The organism is Nonomuraea sp. NPDC003754, assembly GCF_053605785.1.
On record NZ_JBSGJX010000033.1, the window covers coordinates 71,138 to 92,278 of the forward strand.

The following is a 21,141-nucleotide window of genomic DNA, read 5'->3' on the forward strand; positions in this document are numbered from 1 at the left end:
CATGTCAACCACCTGTCGTTCCGGCCGACCCCGTACGGTCACCCCTGGGAAAGGAGCGAGGTGTAGGCGTTCGAGTGCTGTTGCCCGGACATGAAGGAGACGAAGTGCCTGACGAAGGCGCTGCGTGAGTAGCTGCCGCCGCTGTCGGTCAGGTCGCGGTGGAAGGCCGTACGGAACAGGTTGCGGTATTCCTCGGCGTCGATCTTCTCGTCGTCGTCGGCGTCGGTGGCGTCGAACAGCACGTCGGCGATCCTGATGAGCCCGGAGCCGGGCAGGCAGGCGGCCGCGGCGGCGTATTCGTGGCGGGTGACGCGTCCGTCGCCGTCGCTGTCGAGAGCGGTCTGCAGCTCGCGCCACCAGGCGGCGTACGCCTGGAACAGCCGCTCCTCCTCCTGCTCGCCCAGGTCGAGCCGCGTGGCGATCTCTCTGGCCATGGCGGCCAGATCGGGCCAGCGCAGGTAGCCGTCGCCGGTCTGGTCGAGGACCTCGGCGAAGAACCGGTCGGCCGATCGGACCACCTGGTCGTCCTCGTCGGAGGCGGGGGTGAGAAGACGTGCCAGGGCCGCGGCCTTGCCGGCCTGGCGGCGTACGGCCTCCCATGGGCCGGCGCCCTCGTGGGAGGGGTCCAGCAGACCCATGAAGAACTCCACCCGCGTCCAGCTTTCCGGCAGGTAGCGCGTGGCGAGTGCGGCGCTCAGATACGCGGCCTGCATGAGCGTCCTGGCTCCCGGCAGATCGGGCAGGGCGACGCGCCGGCTGAAGGCTTCGGGGAGCGAGGCGATGGTGATCGCGGTGACCACCGGGCTTGCCACGGCCCGGCCCGCGGTCCACACCGCGGGATGGCCGCGCAGCACCGGAGGTGCGGGCACGTTGGCGAAGAGCCGGTAGAGGATGACCCCCACCGCCTCGTTGTTCTCCAGGCGGTGGGCGATGACGTCGTCGTAGTAGGACCAGAACTCCGGCAGCGTCGCGGGGAGATGGTCGCTGGTGCCGTCGATCAGGGCCAGGAACGTGCGGTGTTCGTCGTAGAGCCGTCGCATCGTCTCGGCGTCGAGCGCCTCGCCACTCAGCCGGCACATCGTCACCGTCGACTCGAACAGGGTCGCCACCACCCAGGCGCGCGCCTCGGGGTCGGTCGCGTCGTAGGGGCGGCCCTGCGCGTCGGTGCCGGACATGCGGGCGTGGAGGCGGTTGAGCCGGGCCGCTTCGCGGTCGCGTACGCGCGGGTCGGGGTCGAGGATGCGCCGCGAGCTCATCGTGGTGTTGCGCAGGCGTCGCCACGGGTGCGTCAGGAACGTGGAGTTCTCCATCAGGGCCGCGCCGATCGGCGGGTAGGCGGCTTCCAGCAGGGTGGCCCTGGTCACCGCGAGACCCCAGCGCGCCTCTTTGACCAGGCGACGCAGGATGGAGTCGGGCCCGAAGACGTCGACGTTATCCTCCGGGGTGGTCTGGCTCATCGAGGGTCCTCTCCTGTCATGAGGGTGGGCTGGCGTACGTCGCCGAACCGGCGCTGGCGCCGGAAGTAGGCGCCAAGGCATTCCCAGAAGTGGGTCGCGCGGAAGTCGGGCCAGAGCACCTGGGGGAAGACCCACTCGGCGTAGGCCACCTGCCAGAGCATGAAGTTGGAGATGCGCTGCTCGCCGGAGGTGCGGATGACCAGGTCGACGTCGGGCGTGTCGGCGTACGGCAGGTGCTCGGCGAAGCTGGCCTCGGTGACCTGGTCGGCCGGCGTCGCGGAACGGATCAGCGACCGCGCGGCCTCCACGATGTCGCGGCGCCCGCCGTGGTCGAAGGCGACGGTCAGCGTCATGCGCTTGTTGTCGCGGGTGAGCGTCATCAGGTCGGTGATGTCCTGGACCAGCGGTGCCGGGATGCGCGGATCGCTCATGCCGAGGAATCTGCAGCGGACACCCCGCGCGTGCAGCACCGGCGCGTGTTTGCGAATGGCCCGTCGGACGAGCCGCATGAGGATGTCGACCTCGCCGGACGGCCGCCGCCAGTTCTCCGTGGAGAAGGCGTACAGGCTCAGCCAGGTGACCCCGGAGGAGCGCGCCGCCTCGATGACGTCCATCACCGCGGCCTCGGCGGCCTCGTGGCCCGCGGTGCGCGGCAGCGACCGCTGCGCGGCCCAACGGCCGTTCCCGTCCATCACACAGGCCACGTGACGCGGCACGGCCATGACCACCTCCATAGCTGGATGTGACTATAGCATTACTCATCGTGTCGGCCAGTGCGGTGACCAACCGGGTTGAGTGATCAGGCCGCTCGGGCGGACGGTCGGCCCCGACGTCGTTGTTCGTCACCGCGGATACGGGCGCGTTCCCGACGCCGGGCGGCCAGCACGTCGGGGTGGCGGGCGGTGTCCGGCGTGCCGGTGACAGGGGGCGAGCAGGTCACCCCCTGTCACTCCGCGCGGCTCATCCCGCCGGCGGCGGACCGGCGGCCGGGCTAGCGGCGGCCGTACAGGGCCATCCGGCTGATCATGGCGTCGGCGGCGAGGTGGTAGCAGACCGTCACGCAGCCCAGCACCTCCGTGGGCGTGCCGAAGGTGGCGGCCAGCGTCTTGTCGGCGACCCGGCGCACGCCCGGGACCAGCGCCCCCAGCTCGGCCGCGGGCGCGCTGGGCATGTCGATCTCGAGCTCGAGCACCTCCGGCAGCTGGAGCGGCGCCAGTTCCCCGGCCCCCCGTACGGCCTCCGCCGCCGCCTCCCGGATCTGCCGCCTGGCCTCGGCGGGTGAGAGGCTGTCCGCGGCGGTGTGCCCGTGCGCGACCTTGACGGCGACCGTACGCACGCCGGGGAACGCCTTCTCCGCGACGCCGCAGATGACGTCGTCACCGGTGAGCAACCCCACCGGGACGCCGACCGCGGCCGCCTGCAGCGCGTTGACCTCCGCCTCGGAGACGGGCCTGCCGTTGAGGCGTACCCCGAGGAAGTGCGAGGAGAAGGTGTGCGCGAGCACGCCGGGCGAACCGGCGGCGGCGTGGTAGCCGAGGAACATCGCCACGTCGTGCTCGGCCGAGATGCCCTCGGCCATGCAGTCCAGCTTGGGCGAGCCGAAGATCAGCCGGGCCCGCGGGTCGAGTTCGTCGTGCAGGAGGTTGTCCATGGTGCCGTGGCTGTCGTTGACCAGGACGCTCTCGGCCCCGGCCGCGAACGCCCCCTCGATGGCGGCGTTGGCCTCGGCGGTCATGAGCCGTTGCGACCGGGGGTAGCCGTGACCGCCGCGGACCACCTGGTCCATGGTGGCGATGCCCGTCACGCCCTCCATGTCGATGGAGATGTAAACCTTTGCCATCGTCACAGGCTTTCACTCGGGTGAACGGCGGGCTTTGTCGTCGGGGCCGAAGCTTCGCCCCCGCCTTGGGCCTGCTGTCCAACGGCGGGGATCACCAGGGCGGCGCCGACGGCAAGCAGGGCGAGCACCGCCGACAGCAGGAAGGTCTCGACGAAGCTGCTCTCGGTGGGCACTCCCGCCACCGTGCCGGCCGCCAGCACCATGCCGCCGAGCATCGCTCCGAAGGTGCCGCCGATGCTCTTGACGAAGAAGACCACGCCGCTGACGCCGGCCGCGCGGTCGGCGGGCACGTCGGCGGCCACGGCGTTGAGCCCGGCGGTGAGGCCGATGGACAGGCCCAGTCCCGTGATCGTCACCCCGGCCACGATCTGCCACGGGGAGGAGTGCCAGAAGGCCAGCACGGCGGTGCCGGCCGAGACGAGCGCGCTGCCGAGCACCAGCACGGTGCGCCGCCCGAGCAGCCTGGTCATCGGCCCGACCAGCGGCGCGATCAGGGTGCCCGCGACGCCCAGCGGGACCATGTAGATCCCGATCCACAGCGTGTCGGCGCCCAGGCCGTACCCGGTCTCGACGGGCAGCGACAGCATCATCGGCAGGGCGACCACGAGCCCGAAGGAGGCGAAGCCGAACACGAACCCCATCGCGGTCACTCCGGCGGGAGAGCGCCCGGCCAGCAGCCGCAGGTCCACGAGCGGGTCTCGGGTGCGCAGCTCGACGACCGCCCACAGGCCCAGCGTCAGCGCCGCGGCCGCGAACAGGGCAAGGGTGGCGGGAGCCGTCCAGCCCCAGCTGGAGGCGGCGGTCAGGCCCAGCATCAGCACGGCGAGCCCGCCGGCGAGCAGCAGCCCGCCGGCCCAGTCGACCCGCCCGGAGGCCGCGCGGGACGTCGCGGGCACCACGCGCCAGGCCCAGAGCCCGGCCACCAGCGCACCGGCCAGAGTCAGGAAGAACAGCGACCGGTAGCCGAGCGCCGCGGTGATCGGCCCGGCGAGGATGAGACCGAGCGTTCCGGCCAGGGCGGACACGCCGATGACCAGGCCGTTGCCGGTGGCGCCCCGCTCGGGCTCGAGGGTGTCGCGGAACAGCCCCACGGTCAGGGGCAGCACGCCCAGCCAGACGCCCTCCACCGCCATGCCCACGATCAGCACGGTGACGTTGGGCGCCAGGCCGGCGATGAGCACTCCGGCACTGCTGATCGCCATCACGACGAGCAGCAGCAGGCGTTTGTCGTACATGTCGGCCAGGCGGCCGACGATCGGGGTGCTGATCGCCGAACTGATCAGCGAGCCGGTGAAGATCCACGCGAGCGCGCCGGGCGGGGCCGACAGGTCTTGCTGGATGAGCGGGAGCGCGGGCGAGAGCATGATCTCCAACAGTTGGAGAACGCCGATGAACAACACCGGCGCACCGATGACGCCGAAGCCGGATCTGCGCATGGTCGTGCCTTTCGGGTGGGGTGATGTGTGGCCGCGTGTTCCCCCCGAACCCTCGGCCGTGGTTCAGGCCGGGCCGAGCACCTCATGCGTGATCAGCGCCTGCGCGGTGGCGACGAAGAACTCCTCGGAGCCGTCGTGGGTGCCGAGCACGGCGGCCAGCCCGAGCCCGGACAGCAGAGCCTTGAGCGCGCGGGCCAGGCGCACCGCCTGCTCGGCCGTGACGGGCGCCCCGCCGTACGCACTGCCGGTGAACAGCGCGGCGAGCCCGGCCTCGATCGACCTGGTCGAGGCGTTGAGCTTGCCGAGCAGTGCCGGATCGTTGAGTACGAGGTCGAGCACCCGCGTCTCGAACAGGAGCTTGCCGGTGGCCTCGGGGTCGGCCGACATGCGCAGGAACCCGCGGGCGACCTCGGCCACGATCTCCTCCAGCGGCATGCCGGGCGCGGCGGCCTCGACCGAACGCAGGTCGAGCGGCCCGGTGTAGTCGTCGACCATGGCGACCATCAGGTCGTTCTTGCCGCCGAACAGTGAGTAGACCGCGCCGGTGGTCAGGCCGGCCAGCTCGGCGATGTCCTCGAGCTTCGCCTTGGAGCCGTCCCGGCCGACGATCTCGCGCGCCGCCTCGAGCAGCGCGCGCTTGTTGGCCGCTTTACTTTCCGCTCTGGTCAGCCGCATGACATCTCCTGCATGCCGTAAAGATAATCTGGTTTACTAGAATAATCCAGTTTATCAGGAGGTCGGAGATGGACGTCACCCACCACATGAGCCGAGTGCCCGACTACACCGCGTTCCCCACCGTGGACCAGATGCATGCCGAGCTCGACGAGCTGGCCGCCGCCCACCCCGATCTGGTACGGCTGCGCCGCATCGGCACCTCGCGGCTGGGTGAGCCGCTGCGCGCGGCCACCATCGGCTCCGGCCCTCACGACGCCGTGATCATCGGCGGGCCCCACCCCAACGAGCCCATCGGCGCGCTCACCGTCAGCAGCCTGCTGCGCCAGCTCGTCGAGGACGCCTCGCTGCGCGAGGACTTCGGCTACCGCTGGCACCTCGTCCCGTGCGCCGACCCCGACGGCGCCCGGCTCAACGAGGGCTGGTACTCGCGGCCGAGCGACCGCCGCGCCTACGCCGAGCACTTCTACCGCCCCGCCGAAGCCGACCAGGTCGAATGGACCTTCCCGCTGGCCGGCGAGGACTACTTCTTCGACCGCACCCTGCCTGAGACCGAGGCGCTGATGCGGCTGATGGACGAGGTCAAGCCCGCCTTCGTCTACTCCCTGCACAACGGCGAACTCCAGGGCGCGTTCTACTACCTCAGCAAGGACGACCCCGCGCTCGCCGCCCGCCTGACCGCGATCGCGACCGCCCAGGGCCTGCCGCTGCACATGGGCCCGCCCGAGGTGCCGAGCGCCGTCCCGATCGGCCCGGCCGCCTACATGACCCCGAGAGGCGCCCACATCGCGGCGGCCTACGGCATCGGCGGCGGAAGCGTCGACTACGCCGACCGCTTCGACGCCCTACACCTGGTGACCGAACTGCCCTACTGGGCCGACCCCCGCGTCGCCGACCAGACCCCCACCGAGCAGACCTACAGCGAGGCGATCCAGGCCAACCTGGCCGGGCAGCGCGCCCTGATCGCCGAGCTGGCGCGGTCCCATTCCGCCGTCAGGGCCGACCTGAGGGTGCGCTCGCCCTTCCGCGACGCCCTCGAGGACTTCGTCGCCGCCCACGACGACTTCATCGGCGAATGGGAGACCTTCCCCGGCACCGACCGGCCCGCCACGGTGGCCGAGGTGGTGGGCAACCGGCAGCTCGTGCACAGCATGCGGCTGAGGTACGCCGGGACCTGTCTGCGCATGCTCGACGCCGAGCTCGGCGCGGGCAACGCCACGCCCGCCATCCGGGCCGAGCGAGCCCGTCTCGGCGCGCGCTTCGACGAATGGTTCACCGAGGCCGAGGCCGAGGCGGTGGCCACCCCGATCCCGATCCGCACGCTGGTCGCCGTCCAGCTCGGTGCGGCCCTGCTCGCGGCGGAGTCCGCGAAGCGGACGGCTGTCTGCTGAGTTCGCCCGTGCGGGATGGCGCGGCCGGAGGGTGAAGGGCGCGCCGAGGAGATCACCGCACCCCGGCGACGCGCCGCCTCGATGGGGTGCGGAGTCAGTCGACGCTCGGCAGCCTGGCCTCGCCCGCCGCTTGGCGAACCGCGGTCTCGGCCAGGTTGCCGACCTGTGACGCCGGAACGACGACGCCGGGAGTCTGGAGAGTCCAGCGGAGGAAGTCCTCGACGTTCATGGCGGGCACCTCGCCGAGATAGGGCTGGATGTACACCGGCGTGTTCGGTTCACTGCGCCAGCTGGCGGCAAGCGTTCCGATGTCCACCGCGTCATAGCCGAGGACGTCCAGCAGCCGGGCGGCCTCTTCCTTGGCCTCCGCGTCGTCACCGGCGATGGGCAGGGCGCTGCGGTCCGGCGCGCCCGCGGGCCGGGCGAGGGTGACCAGCTGGTGCGGGGTGATGTTGTTGAACGCCTTGACCACCTGGGAGCCCGCGAGGTGGCGCTGCATCAGGGCGCTGGAGGTCAGGTCGCCCGCGTCAAGTTCGGCCAGGTGGCCGTCCCGCTCGGGGTAGTAGTTCGCCGTGTCCAGCACCGTCTTGCCGGCCAGGGCTTCGGCGGGGAGCTGTTCGTAGGCCTGCAACGGGATGGCCGCCACCACCAGGTCGGCGGCGCGCGCGGCTTCTGCCGGTGTGGCCGCCCGGGCGTGCTCGCCCAGCTCGGCGACAAGATCAGCGAGTGTCTCGGGCCCTCGCGAATTGCTGAGGACGACCTCAAGGCCGGCCGCGACGGCCAGGCGGGCAACAGAAGAACCGATCATTCCGCTGCCGATGAGTCCGAGTGTTCGGGACACGGCTCCGCTCCGTTCGTTCGGTGGATGTCGATAGAGGAGCCGCCGGCGAGCGAGCGCGGCGAGGCCGGTCCGCTCGCGTGTGGCGGGCTCGCCTGACAGCCTGGAGCCGGCGTGACCACCCGACCAGGCCCGTGTCCTGCGTACTCACGGCGTGATCACCCACCGCACGCTCACACGTAGGGTTGTCGCGTGGACGACCGGACCGAGCTGAGCGAGTTCCTCAAATCACGCCGTGCCCGTCTGCGTCCGGCGGACGTCGGGCTGCACGACTACGGCGGAGCGCGCCGGGTCGCGGGCCTGCGGCGTGAGGAGCTGGCCCGGCTCGCGGGTGTGAGCATCGCCCACTACACGCGTCTGGAGCAGGGCAAGGGCGACAGCGTCTCGGACGAGGTCGTGGACGCCGTCGGTGCGGCGCTGCGCCTGGACACCGACGAGCTGGCTTACCTGCACCGGATCGCGCGGCGTCCCCTGGCGTGTACGGCCACCGAGTCGCCGGTTCTGCCCGCGGGGTTGCGCTACCTGCTGGAGTCGTTCGTGATGACGCCGGCGCTGGTGGTCGGCAGGCACACCCAGATCGTCGGCTGGAACGAGCTCGCCGTGGCGGTGTTCGGGGACTTCCCCGCGCTGCCTGAGGACCGCCGCACGCTCTCGCACCTGCTGTTCACCGAACCCTCCGGGCGCGAGCTGCACCGCGCCGGTTGGGAGCGGGCGGCGCGCGACCAGGTGGCGCATCTTCGCGTGCTGCTCGGGCGCTATCGCGGGGACTCCGGGCTCACGGCGCACATCGACCACATGCTGGGGCTGAGCCCGGAATTCGCGCGGATGTGGGCCGAGCACCCGGTCGCGCAGGTCCGGTCCCGGACGTACGTGCTGCACCACCCGGTCGTGGGCGAACTGACCCTTCACGGCGAGCTCATCGCGCTGCCCGACGAGCCGTCGTGCTGCGGGCTGGACCTGTTCGCCGCCGAGCCGGGCTCGGCGTCGGAGCAGGCACTGCGGAAGCTCGGGAGCCGGTGACCGGGTAGCCAGTAGGGCCGGTGGAGCCGGTGGGCCGGTGGGCCGGCGTGCCGCGGTCAGGTGACTCGTCCACCCCGGCTCAGCCCGGCGGTCGCGACCGCGAGGCGTGACGGCGCCTTGACGGACGGGAGTCGCCCACTCCCCTCGCACATGCCCTGGTCGGGCCGGAGCGGCCGACGGTTTTGGTGGCTTTCCCACAACTCGGGCCGGGTAGCGTGCGCTGTCTGCGACATAGCGCGGCCGGCCCGGTAGACGGAAGGGTGAACAATGCCGGGGGGCGCCGTGTGTCGCGGCGCGCACATCGTTGGTCTACAGGAGGGCTCGGTCGGGTGTTCAGTCGTGTCGCCATCGTCAACCGTGGTGAGGCCGCCATGCGGCTCATCCACGCCGTACGGGACATCGCCGCGGAGACCGGGACTCGGATCGAGACCGTCGCCCTGCACACCGACGTCGACCGCACCGCCACGTTCGTGCGCGAGGCCGACATCGCCTACGACCTCGGACCCGCGTCCGCGCGCCCGTATCTCGACCTGAAGGTGCTGGAGCGGGCGCTGGTGGAGACCGGGGCCGACGCAGCGTGGGTCGGCTGGGGCTTCGTCGCGGAGGACCCGGCGTTCGCGGAGCTGTGCGACGAGATCGGGGTCACGTTCGTCGGGCCGAGCGCGGAGGCGATGCGCAAGCTCGGCGACAAGATCGGCGCGAAGCTGATCGCCGAGGAGGTCGGCGTGCCGGTCGCGCCGTGGAGCCGGGGGCCGGTCGAGACCCTGGACGCCGCCTTGGCGGCGGCGGCCGAGATCGGCTATCCGCTGATGCTGAAGGCGACCGCGGGGGGCGGCGGGCGCGGCATCCGCGTGATCACGAGCGACGCCGAGCTCGCCGACGCCTACGAGCGCACCAGCCAGGAGGCCGCGCGGGCGTTCGGCAGCGGCATCGTGTTCCTTGAGCGGCTGGTCACCGGCGCCCGGCACGTCGAGGTCCAGGTGATCGCCGACGGCCAGGGAACCGCGTGGGCGCTCGGCGTGCGCGACTGCTCGGTGCAGCGGCGCAACCAGAAGGTCATCGAGGAGTCGGCGTCGCCGGTGCTCAGCCCCGCGCAGGCGGCCGAGCTCAAGAGGTCGGCCGAACGACTGGCCGTCGCGGTCGGCTACAGCGGCGCGGCGACCGTCGAGTTCCTCTACCACCCCGGTGACAAGCTCTTCGCCTTCCTCGAGGTCAACACCCGCCTGCAGGTCGAGCACCCGATCACCGAGTGCACCACGGGCTTCGACCTGGTCAAGGCGCAGCTGCGGGTGGCCTCAGGCGGCAGGCTCGAAGGCGACCCGCCGGTGGAACGCGGCCACGCCATCGAGGCTCGGCTGAACGCCGAAGACCCCGACCGCGACTTCGCGCCCTCTCCGGGCCGCATCGCGCGGATGGACCTGCCCGCCGGGCCCGGTATCCGCGTGGACACCGGCGTCAGCGAGGGCGACACCATCCCCGCCGACTTCGACTCGATGATCGCGAAGATCATCGCCTACGGCCGCGATCGCGACGAGGCGCTCGGCCGGCTGCGCCGCGCGATGGCGCAGACCTCGGTGATCATCGAGGGTGGCGCGACGAACAAGAGCTTCGTGCTCGACCTGCTCGACCAGCCCGAGGTGATCGACGCCAGCGCGGACACCGGCTGGATCGACCGTGTCCGCGGCGAGGGCAGGCTCGTCTCGCACCGCCACTCCGGCGTCGCGCTGGCGGCCGCCGCCATCGAGGCGTACGAGGAGGAGGAACGCGTCGAGCGGCAGCGGCTGCTGTCGACGGCGTTCGGCGGACGCCCGCAGGTGCAGCACGAGAGCGGCCGGCCGCTGGACCTCAAGCTGCGTGGCGTCGGCTACCGCGTGCGGGTCGCGCGGGTCGGCGCGCATCGCTTCCGCGTCGGCGTCCACGCGGGTGACGACGTCCGTACCGCCGACGTCGAGCTCGACCGCTTCGACCGGCACACCGGGCAGATCGTCGTCAACGGCGCCCGGTACCGCCTGCTCACCGGCACGCACGGGCCGATCCATGTGATCGAGGTGGACGGCGTGACGCACCGGGTCAGCCGCGACGAGGGCGGCGTCGTCCGCTCGCCGGCGCCCGCGCTGGTCGTGGCCACGCCGCTGGAGGTCGGCGCCGAGGTCGAGGCGGGCGAGCCGGTGATGGTGCTCGAGAGCATGAAGATGGAGACGGTGCTGCGGGCGCCGTTCAAGGCGCGGCTGAAGGAATGCGTCGTGTCCGTGGGCGGCAAGGTGGAGACGGGGGCACCGCTGCTGCGGCTGGAGCCGCTCGCCGACACCGCGGTCGAGCACTCCTCGGCCGCCGCGTCCGTCGAGCTGGACCTGCCCGCGGCTCCGGCGGAGGTCCCGGTGCGGGAGCGCACCACGCGTGGCCAGGAGGACCTGCGCAGCCTGCTGCTCGGCTTCGACGTCGACCCGCACGACGAAAGCCGGGTGCTCGACGACTACCTCGCCGCGCGGCGGGCCGCCGGCGAGGACGGCCACCGGCCGCTGACCGAGGAGCTCGAGCTGATCGAGGTGTTCGCCGACCTCGCCGAGCTGAGCCGTAACCGGCCGGCGAGCGAGGACGGCGGCGGCGACGGCCACGTGCGCAGCGCCCGCGAGTACTTCCACACCTACCTGCAGAGCCTCGACGTCGAGCGGGCCGGGCTGCCGCAGGCGTTCCAGGACAAGCTCGCCAAGGCGCTCGGGCACTACGGTGTCACCGGGCTGGAGCCGTCCCCCGAGCTCGAAGCCGCGGTGTTCCGGATCTTCCTCGCCCTGCAACGCGCGTCCGCCGACGCCACGGCCGTCGCGACGTTGCTGCGCGCCTGGCTGCGGGAGGCGCCGCCGGACGAGACGCTGCGCGAGCCCGCCGGCCTCGCGCTGGAACGGCTGGTGGCCGCGACGCAGGTCCGCTTCCCCGTGGTCGCCGACCTCGCGCGCGGCGTGGTGTTCGCCTGGTTCGGCCAGCCGCTGCTGCGCCGCAACCGCGCCCGCGTCTACGCCAGTGTCCGCAAGCACCTGCGCCACCTGGACGCGCACCCGGACGCCCCGGACCGCGCCGAGCGCATCGCCGAGATGGTGCGCAGCACCGAGCCGCTGGTGCGGCTGCTCGGCCAGCGGCTCATCCGCGCCGACCTGGACAACACGATCATGCTGGAGGTGCTGACCCGGCGCTACTACGGCAACAAGGCTCTCACCGGTGTCCGCACCAGCGCGGGCGCGGGCTGCACGTTCGTGGTCGCCGAGCGCGCGGGCTCATGTGTGGCATCCGCCGCGGTGAGCTTCGAAGCGCTGGGCAGCGCGCTGCGCGGGCTCGCCGAGCTCGCGAGCGGCGAGGACGCCATCGACGCCGACATCTATCTCGCGTGGGAGGAGCAGCCCGAGGACTCCGACGCGATGGCGGCCGCGCTGCACGAGGTGATCAGCGCGCACCCGATGCCGAGCCAGGTCCGCAGGCTCACCGCCACCGTCGCGGGCAGCCGCGGCGCGGTGATGCACCACCACTTCACCTTCCGCCCGTCGGCCACCGGCATGACCGAGGAGCGGCTGATCCGCGGTCTGCATCCGTACATCGCGCAGCGGATGCAGATGGAGCGGCTGGGCAAGTTCGACCTCACCCGGCTGCCGTCGTCTGACGAGGAGGTCTACCTCTTCCAGTGCGTGGCGCGGGAGAACCGTTCTGACGAGCGCCTCGTCGCGTTCGCACAGGTGCGTGACCTGACCGAGCTGCGCGAGCACGACGGCAGGCTGGTCGCGCTGCCGACGGCCGAGGACACCATCGCCGCCTGCGTCGACTCGATCCGCCGCGCCCAGTCGCGGCGGCCGTCGAACAAGCGCCTCAACACCAACCGGATCGTGATCTACGTCTGGCCGCCCAGCAACATCACCCGCGCGGAGCTGGAGATGATCGCCCGGCGCGTCCTGCCGACGACCGTGGGCGCAGGGCTGGAGGAGACCCTGTTCATCGGACGGCAGCGCGACCAGGAGACCGGCGAGCTGACCAAGATCGCCGTGCGCATCTCCCTCGACGCCACCGGCGGCACCGAGCTGACCATCGGCGAGCCGTCGGACGAGCCCATCGAGCCGCTCGACGACTACCGGCAGAAGGTCCTGCGCGCGAGCAGCCGCAACACGGTCTACCCGTACGAGCTGACCGGCCTGCTCGGCGACTTCGTCGAACACGACCTCGACGACGCCCACGCGCTGGTGCCGGTCGACCGGCCGAAGGGGCGCAACAGCGCGGCGATCGTGGCCGGCGTGGTCTCCACGCCGACCGCGCGGCACCCCGAGGGCCTCACCAGGGTCGTGCTGCTCGGCGACCCGACGAAGTCGCTCGGCGCGCTGTCGGAGCCGGAGTGCCGCCGCGTGATCGCCGCGCTGGACCTGGCCGAGCGGATGCGGGTGCCGCTGGAGTGGTACGCGCTGTCGTCCGGTGCGCGCATCTCCATGGCGTCGGGCACCGAGAACATGGACTGGGTGGCCGCAGCGCTCAAGCGGATCGTCGAGTTCACCCAGGACGGCGGCGAGATCAACATCGTGGTCGCGGGCATCAACGTCGGCGCGCAGCCGTATTGGAACGCCGAGGCGACGATGCTCATGCACACCAAGGGCATCCTGGTGATGACGCCGGACTCGGCGATGGTGCTCACCGGCAAGCAGTCGCTCGACTTCTCCGGTGGCGTCTCGGCCGAGGACAACTTCGGCATCGGCGGCTACGACCGGGTGATGGGCCCGAACGGGCAGGCGCAGTACTGGGCGCCGAACCTGACCGCCGCGCGCGACGTGCTGATGTCGCACTACGACCACACCTACGTCGCGCCTGGCGAGCAGGCGCCGCGGCGGGCGACGACGACCGACCCCGTCGACCGCGACGTCTCCGACTTCCCGCACGCTGTGGCGGGCAGTGACTTCACCTCGGTCGGTCAGATCTTCTCCGCCGAGGCCAACCCGGACCGCAAGAAGCCGTTCGACATCCGAACCGTGATGCGGGCGCTGTCCGACCAGGACCACCCGGTGCTCGAACGCTGGGCGGGCATGGCCGACGCGGAGACCGCGGTGGTGCAGGACGTCCATCTCGGCGGCATGCCGGTGTGCCTGCTCGGCATCGAGTCGCGGGCGATACCGCGGCGCGGTTTCCCTCCCACCGACGGCCCGGACACCTACACCGCGGGCACCCTGTTCCCGCGGTCGTCGAAGAAGGCCGCGCGGGCGATCAACGCGGCCAGCGGCAACCGGCCGCTGGTGGTGCTGGCGAACCTGTCGGGCTTCGACGGCTCGCCGGAGTCGATGCGGAAGCTGCAGCTGGAGTACGGCGCCGAGATCGGCCGCGCGATCGTGAACTTCCGCGGGCCCATCGTGTTCTGCGTGATCTCGCGGTACCACGGCGGCGCGTTCGTGGTCTTCTCGAAGGCGCTGAACCCGAACATGACCGTGCTCGCGCTGGAAGGCTCGTTCGCCTCGGTGCTCGGCGGCGCGCCCGCCGCCGCGGTGGTGTTCTCCGGCGAGGTCGACGCCCGCACCGCGGCCGACCCGCGCGTGCGGGACCTGGAGGCCCGCGTCGCGGCCACCGCCGGCGCCGACCGGGCCGCGTTGACCGCGGAGCTGGACGAGCTCCGCTCGTCGGTCCGCGCGGAGAAGCTCGGCGAGGTGGCCGCGGAGTTCGACCGCGTGCACAACATCCAGCGGGCGGTCGAGGTGGGTTCCGTCGACGCCGTCATCCGCGCCGCGGAACTGCGGCCGCGGATCATCGAGGCCATCGAGGCCCGCCTGCGCTGACCTCACCCCGGCGCTACGTGAAGGTGTCCTTCCAGCGGCGGCGACCGCCCGATCGTGCTGATCGGGCGGTCGCCCGGGGCCGCCGACGTCAGCCCCGGAACCCCCCGGTCCCGCCATCGGTGGGGTGCGGGGAAGAGACGTGGTCGACTCCGCGTCGGCGTCGCGCCTGTCGCAGGTCCTGCACCGCCACGACCAGGGCGAAGGCGACGAGCCCGTTGACATAGGCGAGGACGCCGAGCATCACCCCGCTGAGCTCGAGCCGACCCCATTGCGTGATCAACAACACCGCCAGCCCGGTGATCAGGATCGGTTGCAACGGCAGGACGGTGACAGCCACCAGGAGGCGATGCTCGGAGAGGAAGCGTCTCCTCTTGACGATGAAGAGCCAGGCCGAACCGGCGAGTCCGGCCAGCGCGAACAGGGCGATGATGAGACCTTCGACGTCCACGTGTCAGCTCCGTTTCGCCGCGAACCGCAGCGCCAGCGTGATCAGGCTCCCGATGACGATCCATGCGATCATGCCGGGCCAGAACGGAATCCCGTCGTCCACCCACGGGAAGGGGATCGGCGACAGGCCGCCGTCCGGGTCCGCGCCGTAGCCGTAATGGACGGCGAAGCCGATCACGGGAGTGGCCAGCATCACGACGAGCTGGGCGACGAAGGCCAGGCCGAACGGCCGGTCAGCGGAGGGCGGCGCCGGAAGGGCGAGCGTCGGCTCGTGATGGCCCAGGATGCGCTGCAGCAGTTGGCCGGCGCTCGGGCGCTGCTGCGGGTCTTTGGCCAGGCACGCCGAGAGCAGGCCCTTCAGCTCGTCCGGAACGCCGTCCAGATCGGGTTGCCGGTTGAGGATGCGGTTGAACACCGCGGGAATGCTGTCCTGGCCGAAGGCCGGTCGGCCGGTGGCCGCGAACACCATCGTGACGGCCCAGGAGAACACGTCGGAGCTCGGCTCGACGTCCTTTCCCGCGAGCTGTTCGGGAGACATGTACGGAGGGGTGCCGACGATCGCGCTCGAGAGCATGGTCGTGCCCTCGAGCGCCCGGGCGATACCGAAGTCGATGACCCGGGGGCCGTCCAGCGCCAGCAGCACGTTGCTCGGCTTGAAGTCACGATGCACGATGCCGGACTCGTGAATGGCCTGCAGCGCGGCCGCGGTCGCCAGCATCAGGCGGCGCATCCCGCCCGCGTCGCGAGGCCCCTCTCGGCTGATCAGCTGCTGCAAGGACTCACCGGAGATGTACTCGCTGACGATGTACGGCTGATCTCCCTCGATGTCGACGTCCACGACGCGTGCCGTACCGAACGGTCCCACCCTGCGCGCCGTGTTCACCTCCCGGACGAACCGGCGGCGGCTTTCGGCGTCCTGGACGAGGCGGGCGTGCAGTACCTTGACCGCCACCTGACCGCCGTCGGGAGCGACGCCCAGGTAGACCGCTCCCTGCCCGCCCTCACCCAGCAGACCCACGAGCCGGTACGACGCCACGTGAAGGGGATCGGACGGCCTTAACGGGCGCGGGTTGGTGATCACCAGACTCTTATATCAATGTCCTGGTCCACGAGGTCCCGATTCCGGAAGCCCTCACCAGCCGACCCCGCACGCCACGACGACAACGCCGTCGGCCCGGCCTCCAGGCGCCACCGTCGAGCGGCTGGAGAGGGGGTGTTCGTCGAGCTGGTCGTCGAGCGCCGGCGAGCCCGGGTCCGGCTTTCCTGCCGGCGGGTGTGGGGCCTCACGGGTTTTGCCTTGACGCTGGTGTCAACGTTCTAGTGTGGCCGCCATGAAGTTCGGGATCAGTTACAGCACGCCGTATCACGGGGTCGACCCAGACAAGCTCGCCGCCTACGCCCGGCACGCCGAGGAATGCGGCTTCGAGTCCCTGTACGTTCCGGAGCACATCGTGCTGTACCCCGGTGCGACCATCGGATCCTTCGCCATGCCGCCGTCGCTGCCGTACGGTGACCCGCTCGACTGCCTGGGCTTCGCCGCCGCGCACACCAGCCGGATCCTGCTCGGCACGGGCGTGCTGCTGCTGCCGTACCACCACCCGGTGACCCTCGCCAAACGCCTGGCCACCATCGACGTGCTGTCGAAGGGGCGGATGCGGCTGCTGACCGTGGGGCTGGGGGCGCTGCCCGGCGAGGCCCAGGCGGTGGGCGTCGACTACGCCACCCGCGGCCGCCGGGCCGACGAGGCGATCGACGTGCTGCGGCTGCTCTGGGAGGGCGGCGAGGAAGGCGTCAGCTTCGCCGGGGAGTTCTTCGCCTTCGAGAACCTGAGCAGCTTCCCGAAGCCTTACGGGGTCACGCACCTGCCCATCCACGTCGGCGGGTCGAGCCGGGCGGCCGCCCGCCGCGCCGGGCTGCGCGGCGACGGGTTCTTCCCCGGCGGCGCGCTCCACCCCGACGAGCGGGCCGTTCAGCTGGACCTCGCCAGGAAGACCGCCGTGGAGGCGGGACGCGATCCGGCGGCCCTGGAGTACACCCGGTCCGCGTCGATGGACATCTCCGAAGAGCAGGTCGCGGCCCTCGCCGAACAGGGCGTGACCCGTATCGTCGTCAGCTCCGGCGCCACCGAACCGGACGAGCAGCGCGATCAGATGTCCGCCTTCGCCGAGCGCCTCATGGGCGGGGCAGCGGCCGGCTCCGCTTCTTGAGGCCGGCGGCGAGTCTCGTGGAACATCGCCTCGAAGAGCTTGGCCGTCGCCCACGGGGAGGCCGACAGGCACTGGGCGACGGTGTGCTCGATCATGGCCGGCGACACCTCGTCGAGGTGGGTGGCGAACCAGGCCTGCGCCTGCCGGGCGAACCACTTGGGCCGGTCGGCCCGGAAGGCTTGGAGAGTGGCATGCAGAGCCGCCTCCGGCACACCTTCGGGGTTGTCGTCGGTCAGCTTGAGGTAGGGCAGGACGGCGGAGACGAAGGCGGCACCGGCGATGCGGTCCTCCCCGTGTCGGGCCAGGTAGCGGGCGACCTCGGCGCCGCCCGCCGAGTGCCCGACCAGGATGACGTCGTCCAGGTCGAGGTGCTCCAGGAGTGCCGCCAGATCGTCGGCGCCGGTGGCCCCGTTGTTTCCGGGACGTGCGAGGAGGGGCGATGACGTGCGGGGTAACGGCTGGTGGCGCAGGCGCTCGGCGTGCGAGACCAGTCGGCGCGGCGTCCGGCCGACGTGCTGGCCGGGTTCCTGCGCGGCAAGCGGCTGCTGCTGCTGGACAACTGCGAGCTGCTGGCGCGCGCCCACGGCCGCCGCACCCGCTACCGGCTGCTCGAGACGCTGCGCCAGTACGGCAGGCAGCGGCTCACCGAGGCCGGCATGGAGTCGCCGCTGCGCCGCCGCCACCGCGACCACTACCAGCGGATGGCCGCCGAGGCCGCCGACCGCTGGTGCGGCGAGCAGGAGATCGAGTGGCCGGCCAGGCTCCGGCGCGAGCTGCCGAACTTCCAGGAGGCGCTGAACTTCTCCCTGTCCTGCCCCGGCGAAGGCGGGGGCCGCCCCACGGCCGCCGCTCCCCGGCGCGGCGTCTCGGCCAGCGCGTCCCACGGTGTCGTTCATGGGGTCAACGGCAGCGGCGGTGGACATCGTCCACCCGTTCGGTGACCCCGCTCCGATCGAGGTGTTCCAGCAGCGGCACCGCGACCCTTCGGGTGGTGTCGAGGGCGCGCCGGGCCTGGCTGACCGTGAAGGGCTGCGGCAGCCGTCTCAGCAGCTCCGCCGCCCTGGCGTCCGCGCCGGGCAGCAGCACGACGCCTTCGGCCACGCGTAGCAGGCGTCCCGCCCGTACAGCCGCCGCCAGCTCCCGGATCCCGAGCCCCAGCTGGGTCAGGCGCCGGGCCTCCAGCGCCTGGAAGGGATGCGCGGACAGCTCGGCCGTCAGCCGCTCGACCGCCCTGGCCACCTGTGCGGGCAGCCCGGGAGGCCGGGTGAGGATCCGGCCCTCGCCGAGTGTGAGCGGCGGCCGTACCAGCGCGGCGACCAGCCGCCGGTCGGGCAGGGCGAGCTCGTGCCGGGCCGCTTCGAGCGGCATGCCGGGATCGAGCGGGTGCTCGGCCGCGTACCGCCGGGCCACCCCGGTCAGCCGCCCGGCCAGCTCCTCCCAATGATCGGGGTCGGCGTACCAGTCGCCGCAGACCGGCTGCCCGCCGGGCGTCCGGACCATGGCGGTCAGGTCGGCGGCGCGCAGCAGCCGGTGGGTGCGCAGGGCGGAGGCCGCGTCCGGCGTGGCCGACTCGAGCCGTGCGGCGTGCGCCCGCGCCGCGCCCCGGCGGCCGAGCGCCGGCGGGCGCACGTCGAGCACGCTCGCCGCGGCCAGCACCCGCACCTCGGTCCGGTCGCGGCCGGGGTCGCGCAGCAGCAGCACATCTGCGAGGTGGAGCGGGAGCGGGCCGGCCAGGCGCAGCCGCGCGACACGGCCGCCGAGCGGCCGTACCTCGCACGCCACCGCCGCCGACCCGATGTGCGCGATCAGCCGCCTGGGCAGGCGCCGCCCCTCGTCGCCGCCGCCCGGACCGCGGCCGGGATCCCGGAGCGCTCCGACCGGTGAGATCCGGACGTCCACCAGGTCCGTGAACGTCCATCGGCCGGGGGTGACCAGGGCCAGGCCTCGCTCGGGAAGTCCGCGGCCCCGCAGGTTCACCGCCACCCTGGCGACGCCCGTCACCGCGGCCAGTGGCTCCTTGAGGGACTCCAGCGCCCGCACCCGTACCGCTTCGCCACCGAGCGCCAGGTCGTCGCCCACCGAGATCGTGCCCTCGGGCAGGGTGCCGGTCACGACCGTGCCGCTGCCGGTCACGGTGAACACCCTGTCGATCCACAGCCGGACCGGTGCCCGCGGATCGGGCGAGGGAAGCCGGGCGACCAGCCGGTCCAGTGCCTCCCGCAGCTCGCCGAGTCCCTGACCGGTGCGCCCGCTCACCCCGACCGCCTCGACGCCGCCCGACCCGCCCGACCTGCCCGCATCCAGGCCCGATCCGCCCGCATCCGGGCCCGCGCCCTCCAGCCCCGCGGCGGCCAGGCGGGTCCGCGCCTGCTCGATCGCCTGGCCCGGGTCGGCGAGGTCGGCGCGGGTCACCGCGAGCAGGCAGTGCCGTACGCCGAGGGCCTCCAGCGCCACCAGGTGCTCCTCGGACTGCGGCATCCAGCCCTCGTCGGCGGCCACCACGAACAGGACGGCCGGCACGGGACCTACCCCGGCCAGCATCGTGCCGAGAAACCGCTCGTGGCCGGGAACGTCCACGAAGGCGAGGCGCCGCCCCGAGGGCAGGGCCGTCCAGGCGTAGCCCAGCTCGATCGTCAGCCCCCGCCGCCGCTCCTCCTCCAGCCGGTCGGGCTCCATCCCGGTGAGCGCCCGCACCAGCGTGGACTTGCCGTGATCGACGTGACCGGCGGTGGCGACGACGTGCATCAGCCGCTCACCTCGAGGATCGCGCGGGCCACGTCGCCGTCCCTGTCGCGGGGAACGGTGCGCAGGTCGAGCAGCAGCCGCCCGCCCTGGACGCGGCCGACGACCGGCGGATCGCCGGTGCGCAGCGGAGCGGCGAGCCGTTCGGGCAAGCTCACCGCGGCGCTCGGCAGCGTGACCCCGGGCGCTCCCCCACCTCCCACGGCGGCCTCGCTCGGTACGGCTCGCGCGTCGACCCCGGCGCCCGCCAGCGTGCCGGCGAGCGCCTCGGCCCGGTCGGCGAGCGCCGCCGGATCGGCGTGCAGCGCCTGGCGGACGGGGACGGCGGGACCCCGGAGCGTGGCCTCCAGCGCCGCCAGCGTCAGCTTGCCGACTCGCAGCGCGCGGGCGAGGGGATGCCGCCTGCATCGTTCGACCAGGTCGTGGCGGCCGAGAAGGAGTCCCGCCTGCGGCCCGCCGAGCAGCTTGTCGCCGCTGGCGGTCACGAGATCCGCCCCGGACTCGAGCATGGTGGTCGCGTCAGGCTCGGCGGGCAGCAGCGGCTCGCGGGTGAGGAGGCCGGAGCCGATGTCGGCCACGACGGGCACACCCAGCCCGGTGAGCTCCGGCACCTCGGCGCAGCCGGTGAAACCCTCGATCCGGAAGTTCGACGGGTGCACCTTGAGCACGCATCCGGTCTGCGGTCCCACGGCCGCCGCGTAGTCGCCGAAGGAGGTGCGGTTGGTCGTGCCGACCTCGCGCAGCCGCGCCCCCGTGGAGACCAGCAGGTCGGGGATGCGGAACCCGTCGCCGATCTCCACCAGCTCGCCGCGGCTGATCACGATCTCCCGGCCCGCGGCGAGCGCGGTGGCCACCAGGACGAGCGCCGCGGCGTTGTTGTTGACGACGTGCACGTCCTCGGCGGCCGGCACGGCGCGCGCGAGCGCGTCCAGCGCGCCGCGCCCGCGGCGGGCCCGGACGCCGGTCTCCAGGTCGAACTCCACGTCGGCGGCTCCGGCGGCGGCCGCCATCGCCTCGACCGCGGCGGGCGACAGCGGTGCCCGGCCGAGGTTGGTGTGGATCAGCACGCCGGTCGCGTTGATCACCGCGCGCAGGCTCGCGGCCTGTGGGGGGAGCGCCGCCACGGCCTCGTCCGCGACCTCCTCGGCGGTGATCTCGCCGAGCCGCGCCCGCTGCTGGGCCCGCGCCACCGCGTCCTTGACGACCGACCGGCCCAGCCGCCCGCCCGCCGCGACCAGGCGCGGGTCGGCGAGCACGGCGTCGGTGCGTGGCACCTGCCTTCGTGGGTCCACCCTTCGAAAA

At 72.5% G+C, this 21,141-nt stretch carries 16 protein-coding genes; 5 read left to right on the top strand and 11 right to left on the bottom strand.

Translation table 11 applies throughout. The features are described from left to right. Window positions 1-38: 38 nt before the first annotated feature. From ACWEVS_RS32810 to ACWEVS_RS32830, 5 genes are all read right to left on the bottom strand, one after another. The gene (locus ACWEVS_RS32810) at window positions 39-1,457 is read right to left on the bottom strand and encodes an oxygenase MpaB family protein (protein ID WP_452418264.1); all 1,419 of its coding nucleotides are present in this window, start codon (window positions 1,455-1,457) and stop codon (window positions 39-41) included. Next, a complete protein-coding gene (gene uppS, locus ACWEVS_RS32815) occupies window positions 1,454-2,179 on the bottom strand; it encodes a polyprenyl diphosphate synthase (protein ID WP_452418266.1) in 726 nt (241 codons plus the stop codon). Before uppS ends, ACWEVS_RS32810 begins: the two co-directional genes overlap by 4 nt. A gap of 269 nt (window positions 2,180-2,448) precedes the next feature. After that, window positions 2,449-3,297: a M55 family metallopeptidase gene (locus ACWEVS_RS32820; protein WP_449928598.1), complete on the bottom strand. Its 849-nt coding sequence runs from the start codon at window positions 3,295-3,297 to the stop codon at window positions 2,449-2,451. 2 nt (window positions 3,298-3,299) lie between these two features. After that, window positions 3,300-4,733: an MFS transporter gene (locus ACWEVS_RS32825; RefSeq protein ID WP_452418268.1), complete on the bottom strand. Its 1,434-nt coding sequence runs from the start codon at window positions 4,731-4,733 to the stop codon at window positions 3,300-3,302. Window positions 4,734-4,796: 63 nt separating this feature from the next. Beyond that, window positions 4,797-5,408: a TetR/AcrR family transcriptional regulator gene (locus ACWEVS_RS32830; protein WP_452418270.1), complete on the bottom strand. Its 612-nt coding sequence runs from the start codon at window positions 5,406-5,408 to the stop codon at window positions 4,797-4,799. A gap of 68 nt (window positions 5,409-5,476) precedes the next feature. On the opposite strand from ACWEVS_RS32830, the gene ACWEVS_RS32835 reads away from it, so the two are divergent. Further along, a complete protein-coding gene (locus ACWEVS_RS32835) occupies window positions 5,477-6,796 on the top strand; it encodes a M14 family zinc carboxypeptidase (protein WP_452554535.1) in 1,320 nt (439 codons plus the stop codon). 94 nt (window positions 6,797-6,890) lie between these two features. Here the strand turns inward: ACWEVS_RS32835 and ACWEVS_RS32840 are convergent, their stop codons facing one another. After that, the gene (locus ACWEVS_RS32840) at window positions 6,891-7,637 is read right to left on the bottom strand and encodes an NADPH-dependent F420 reductase (protein ID WP_449928590.1); all 747 of its coding nucleotides are present in this window, start codon (window positions 7,635-7,637) and stop codon (window positions 6,891-6,893) included. Window positions 7,638-7,826: 189 nt separating this feature from the next. Here ACWEVS_RS32840 and ACWEVS_RS32845 point away from each other — a divergent pair, with 189 nt between their 5' ends. Next, window positions 7,827-8,654 (top strand): helix-turn-helix domain-containing protein, encoded by an 828-nt coding sequence (locus ACWEVS_RS32845; RefSeq protein WP_449928588.1) that lies wholly within the window; start codon window positions 7,827-7,829, stop codon window positions 8,652-8,654. A gap of 329 nt (window positions 8,655-8,983) precedes the next feature. After that, window positions 8,984-14,443, top strand: a complete 5,460-nt coding sequence (locus ACWEVS_RS32850; protein WP_452554538.1) for an ATP-binding protein — start codon at window positions 8,984-8,986, stop codon at window positions 14,441-14,443. Window positions 14,444-14,531: 88 nt separating this feature from the next. On the opposite strand, the gene ACWEVS_RS32855 is transcribed toward ACWEVS_RS32850, so the two are convergent. Further along, a complete protein-coding gene (locus ACWEVS_RS32855; RefSeq protein ID WP_452418276.1) occupies window positions 14,532-14,891 on the bottom strand; it encodes a hypothetical protein in 360 nt (119 codons plus the stop codon). A 3-nt stretch (window positions 14,892-14,894) separates the two neighbouring features. Continuing rightward, window positions 14,895-15,926, bottom strand: coding sequence for a serine/threonine-protein kinase (locus ACWEVS_RS32860; RefSeq protein ID WP_452554540.1), 1,032 nt, complete (start codon window positions 15,924-15,926; stop codon window positions 14,895-14,897). Window positions 15,927-16,221: 295 nt separating this feature from the next. On the opposite strand from ACWEVS_RS32860, the gene ACWEVS_RS32865 reads away from it, so the two are divergent. Next, entirely contained in the window at window positions 16,222-17,097 is an 876-nt protein-coding gene (locus ACWEVS_RS32865; protein ID WP_449928580.1) for a TIGR03619 family F420-dependent LLM class oxidoreductase, read from the top strand. Here the strand turns inward: ACWEVS_RS32865 and ACWEVS_RS32870 are convergent. Then, the gene (locus tag ACWEVS_RS32870; protein ID WP_452554542.1) at window positions 17,037-17,681 is read right to left on the bottom strand and encodes an alpha/beta fold hydrolase; all 645 of its coding nucleotides are present in this window, start codon (window positions 17,679-17,681) and stop codon (window positions 17,037-17,039) included. The two genes, ACWEVS_RS32865 and ACWEVS_RS32870, sit on opposite strands and share 61 nt — an antisense overlap. Between ACWEVS_RS32870 and ACWEVS_RS32875 the strand changes: the two genes are divergently transcribed. Continuing rightward, window positions 17,610-18,038, top strand: a complete 429-nt coding sequence (locus ACWEVS_RS32875) for a hypothetical protein (RefSeq protein ID WP_452554544.1) — start codon at window positions 17,610-17,612, stop codon at window positions 18,036-18,038. The two genes, ACWEVS_RS32870 and ACWEVS_RS32875, sit on opposite strands and share 72 nt — an antisense overlap. On the opposite strand, the gene ACWEVS_RS32880 is transcribed toward ACWEVS_RS32875, so the two are convergent. Next, entirely contained in the window at window positions 17,998-19,842 is a 1,845-nt protein-coding gene (locus tag ACWEVS_RS32880) for a SelB domain-containing protein (protein WP_452554546.1), read from the bottom strand. The two genes, ACWEVS_RS32875 and ACWEVS_RS32880, sit on opposite strands and share 41 nt — an antisense overlap. Then, window positions 19,842-21,131 carry an L-seryl-tRNA(Sec) selenium transferase gene (gene selA, locus ACWEVS_RS32885; RefSeq protein WP_449928576.1) on the bottom strand — a complete coding sequence of 430 codons (1,290 nt, stop codon included), beginning with the start codon at window positions 21,129-21,131 and terminating at the stop codon, window positions 19,842-19,844. Before selA ends, ACWEVS_RS32880 begins: the two co-directional genes overlap by 1 nt. Between the last annotated feature and the right edge of the window lie 10 nt (window positions 21,132-21,141).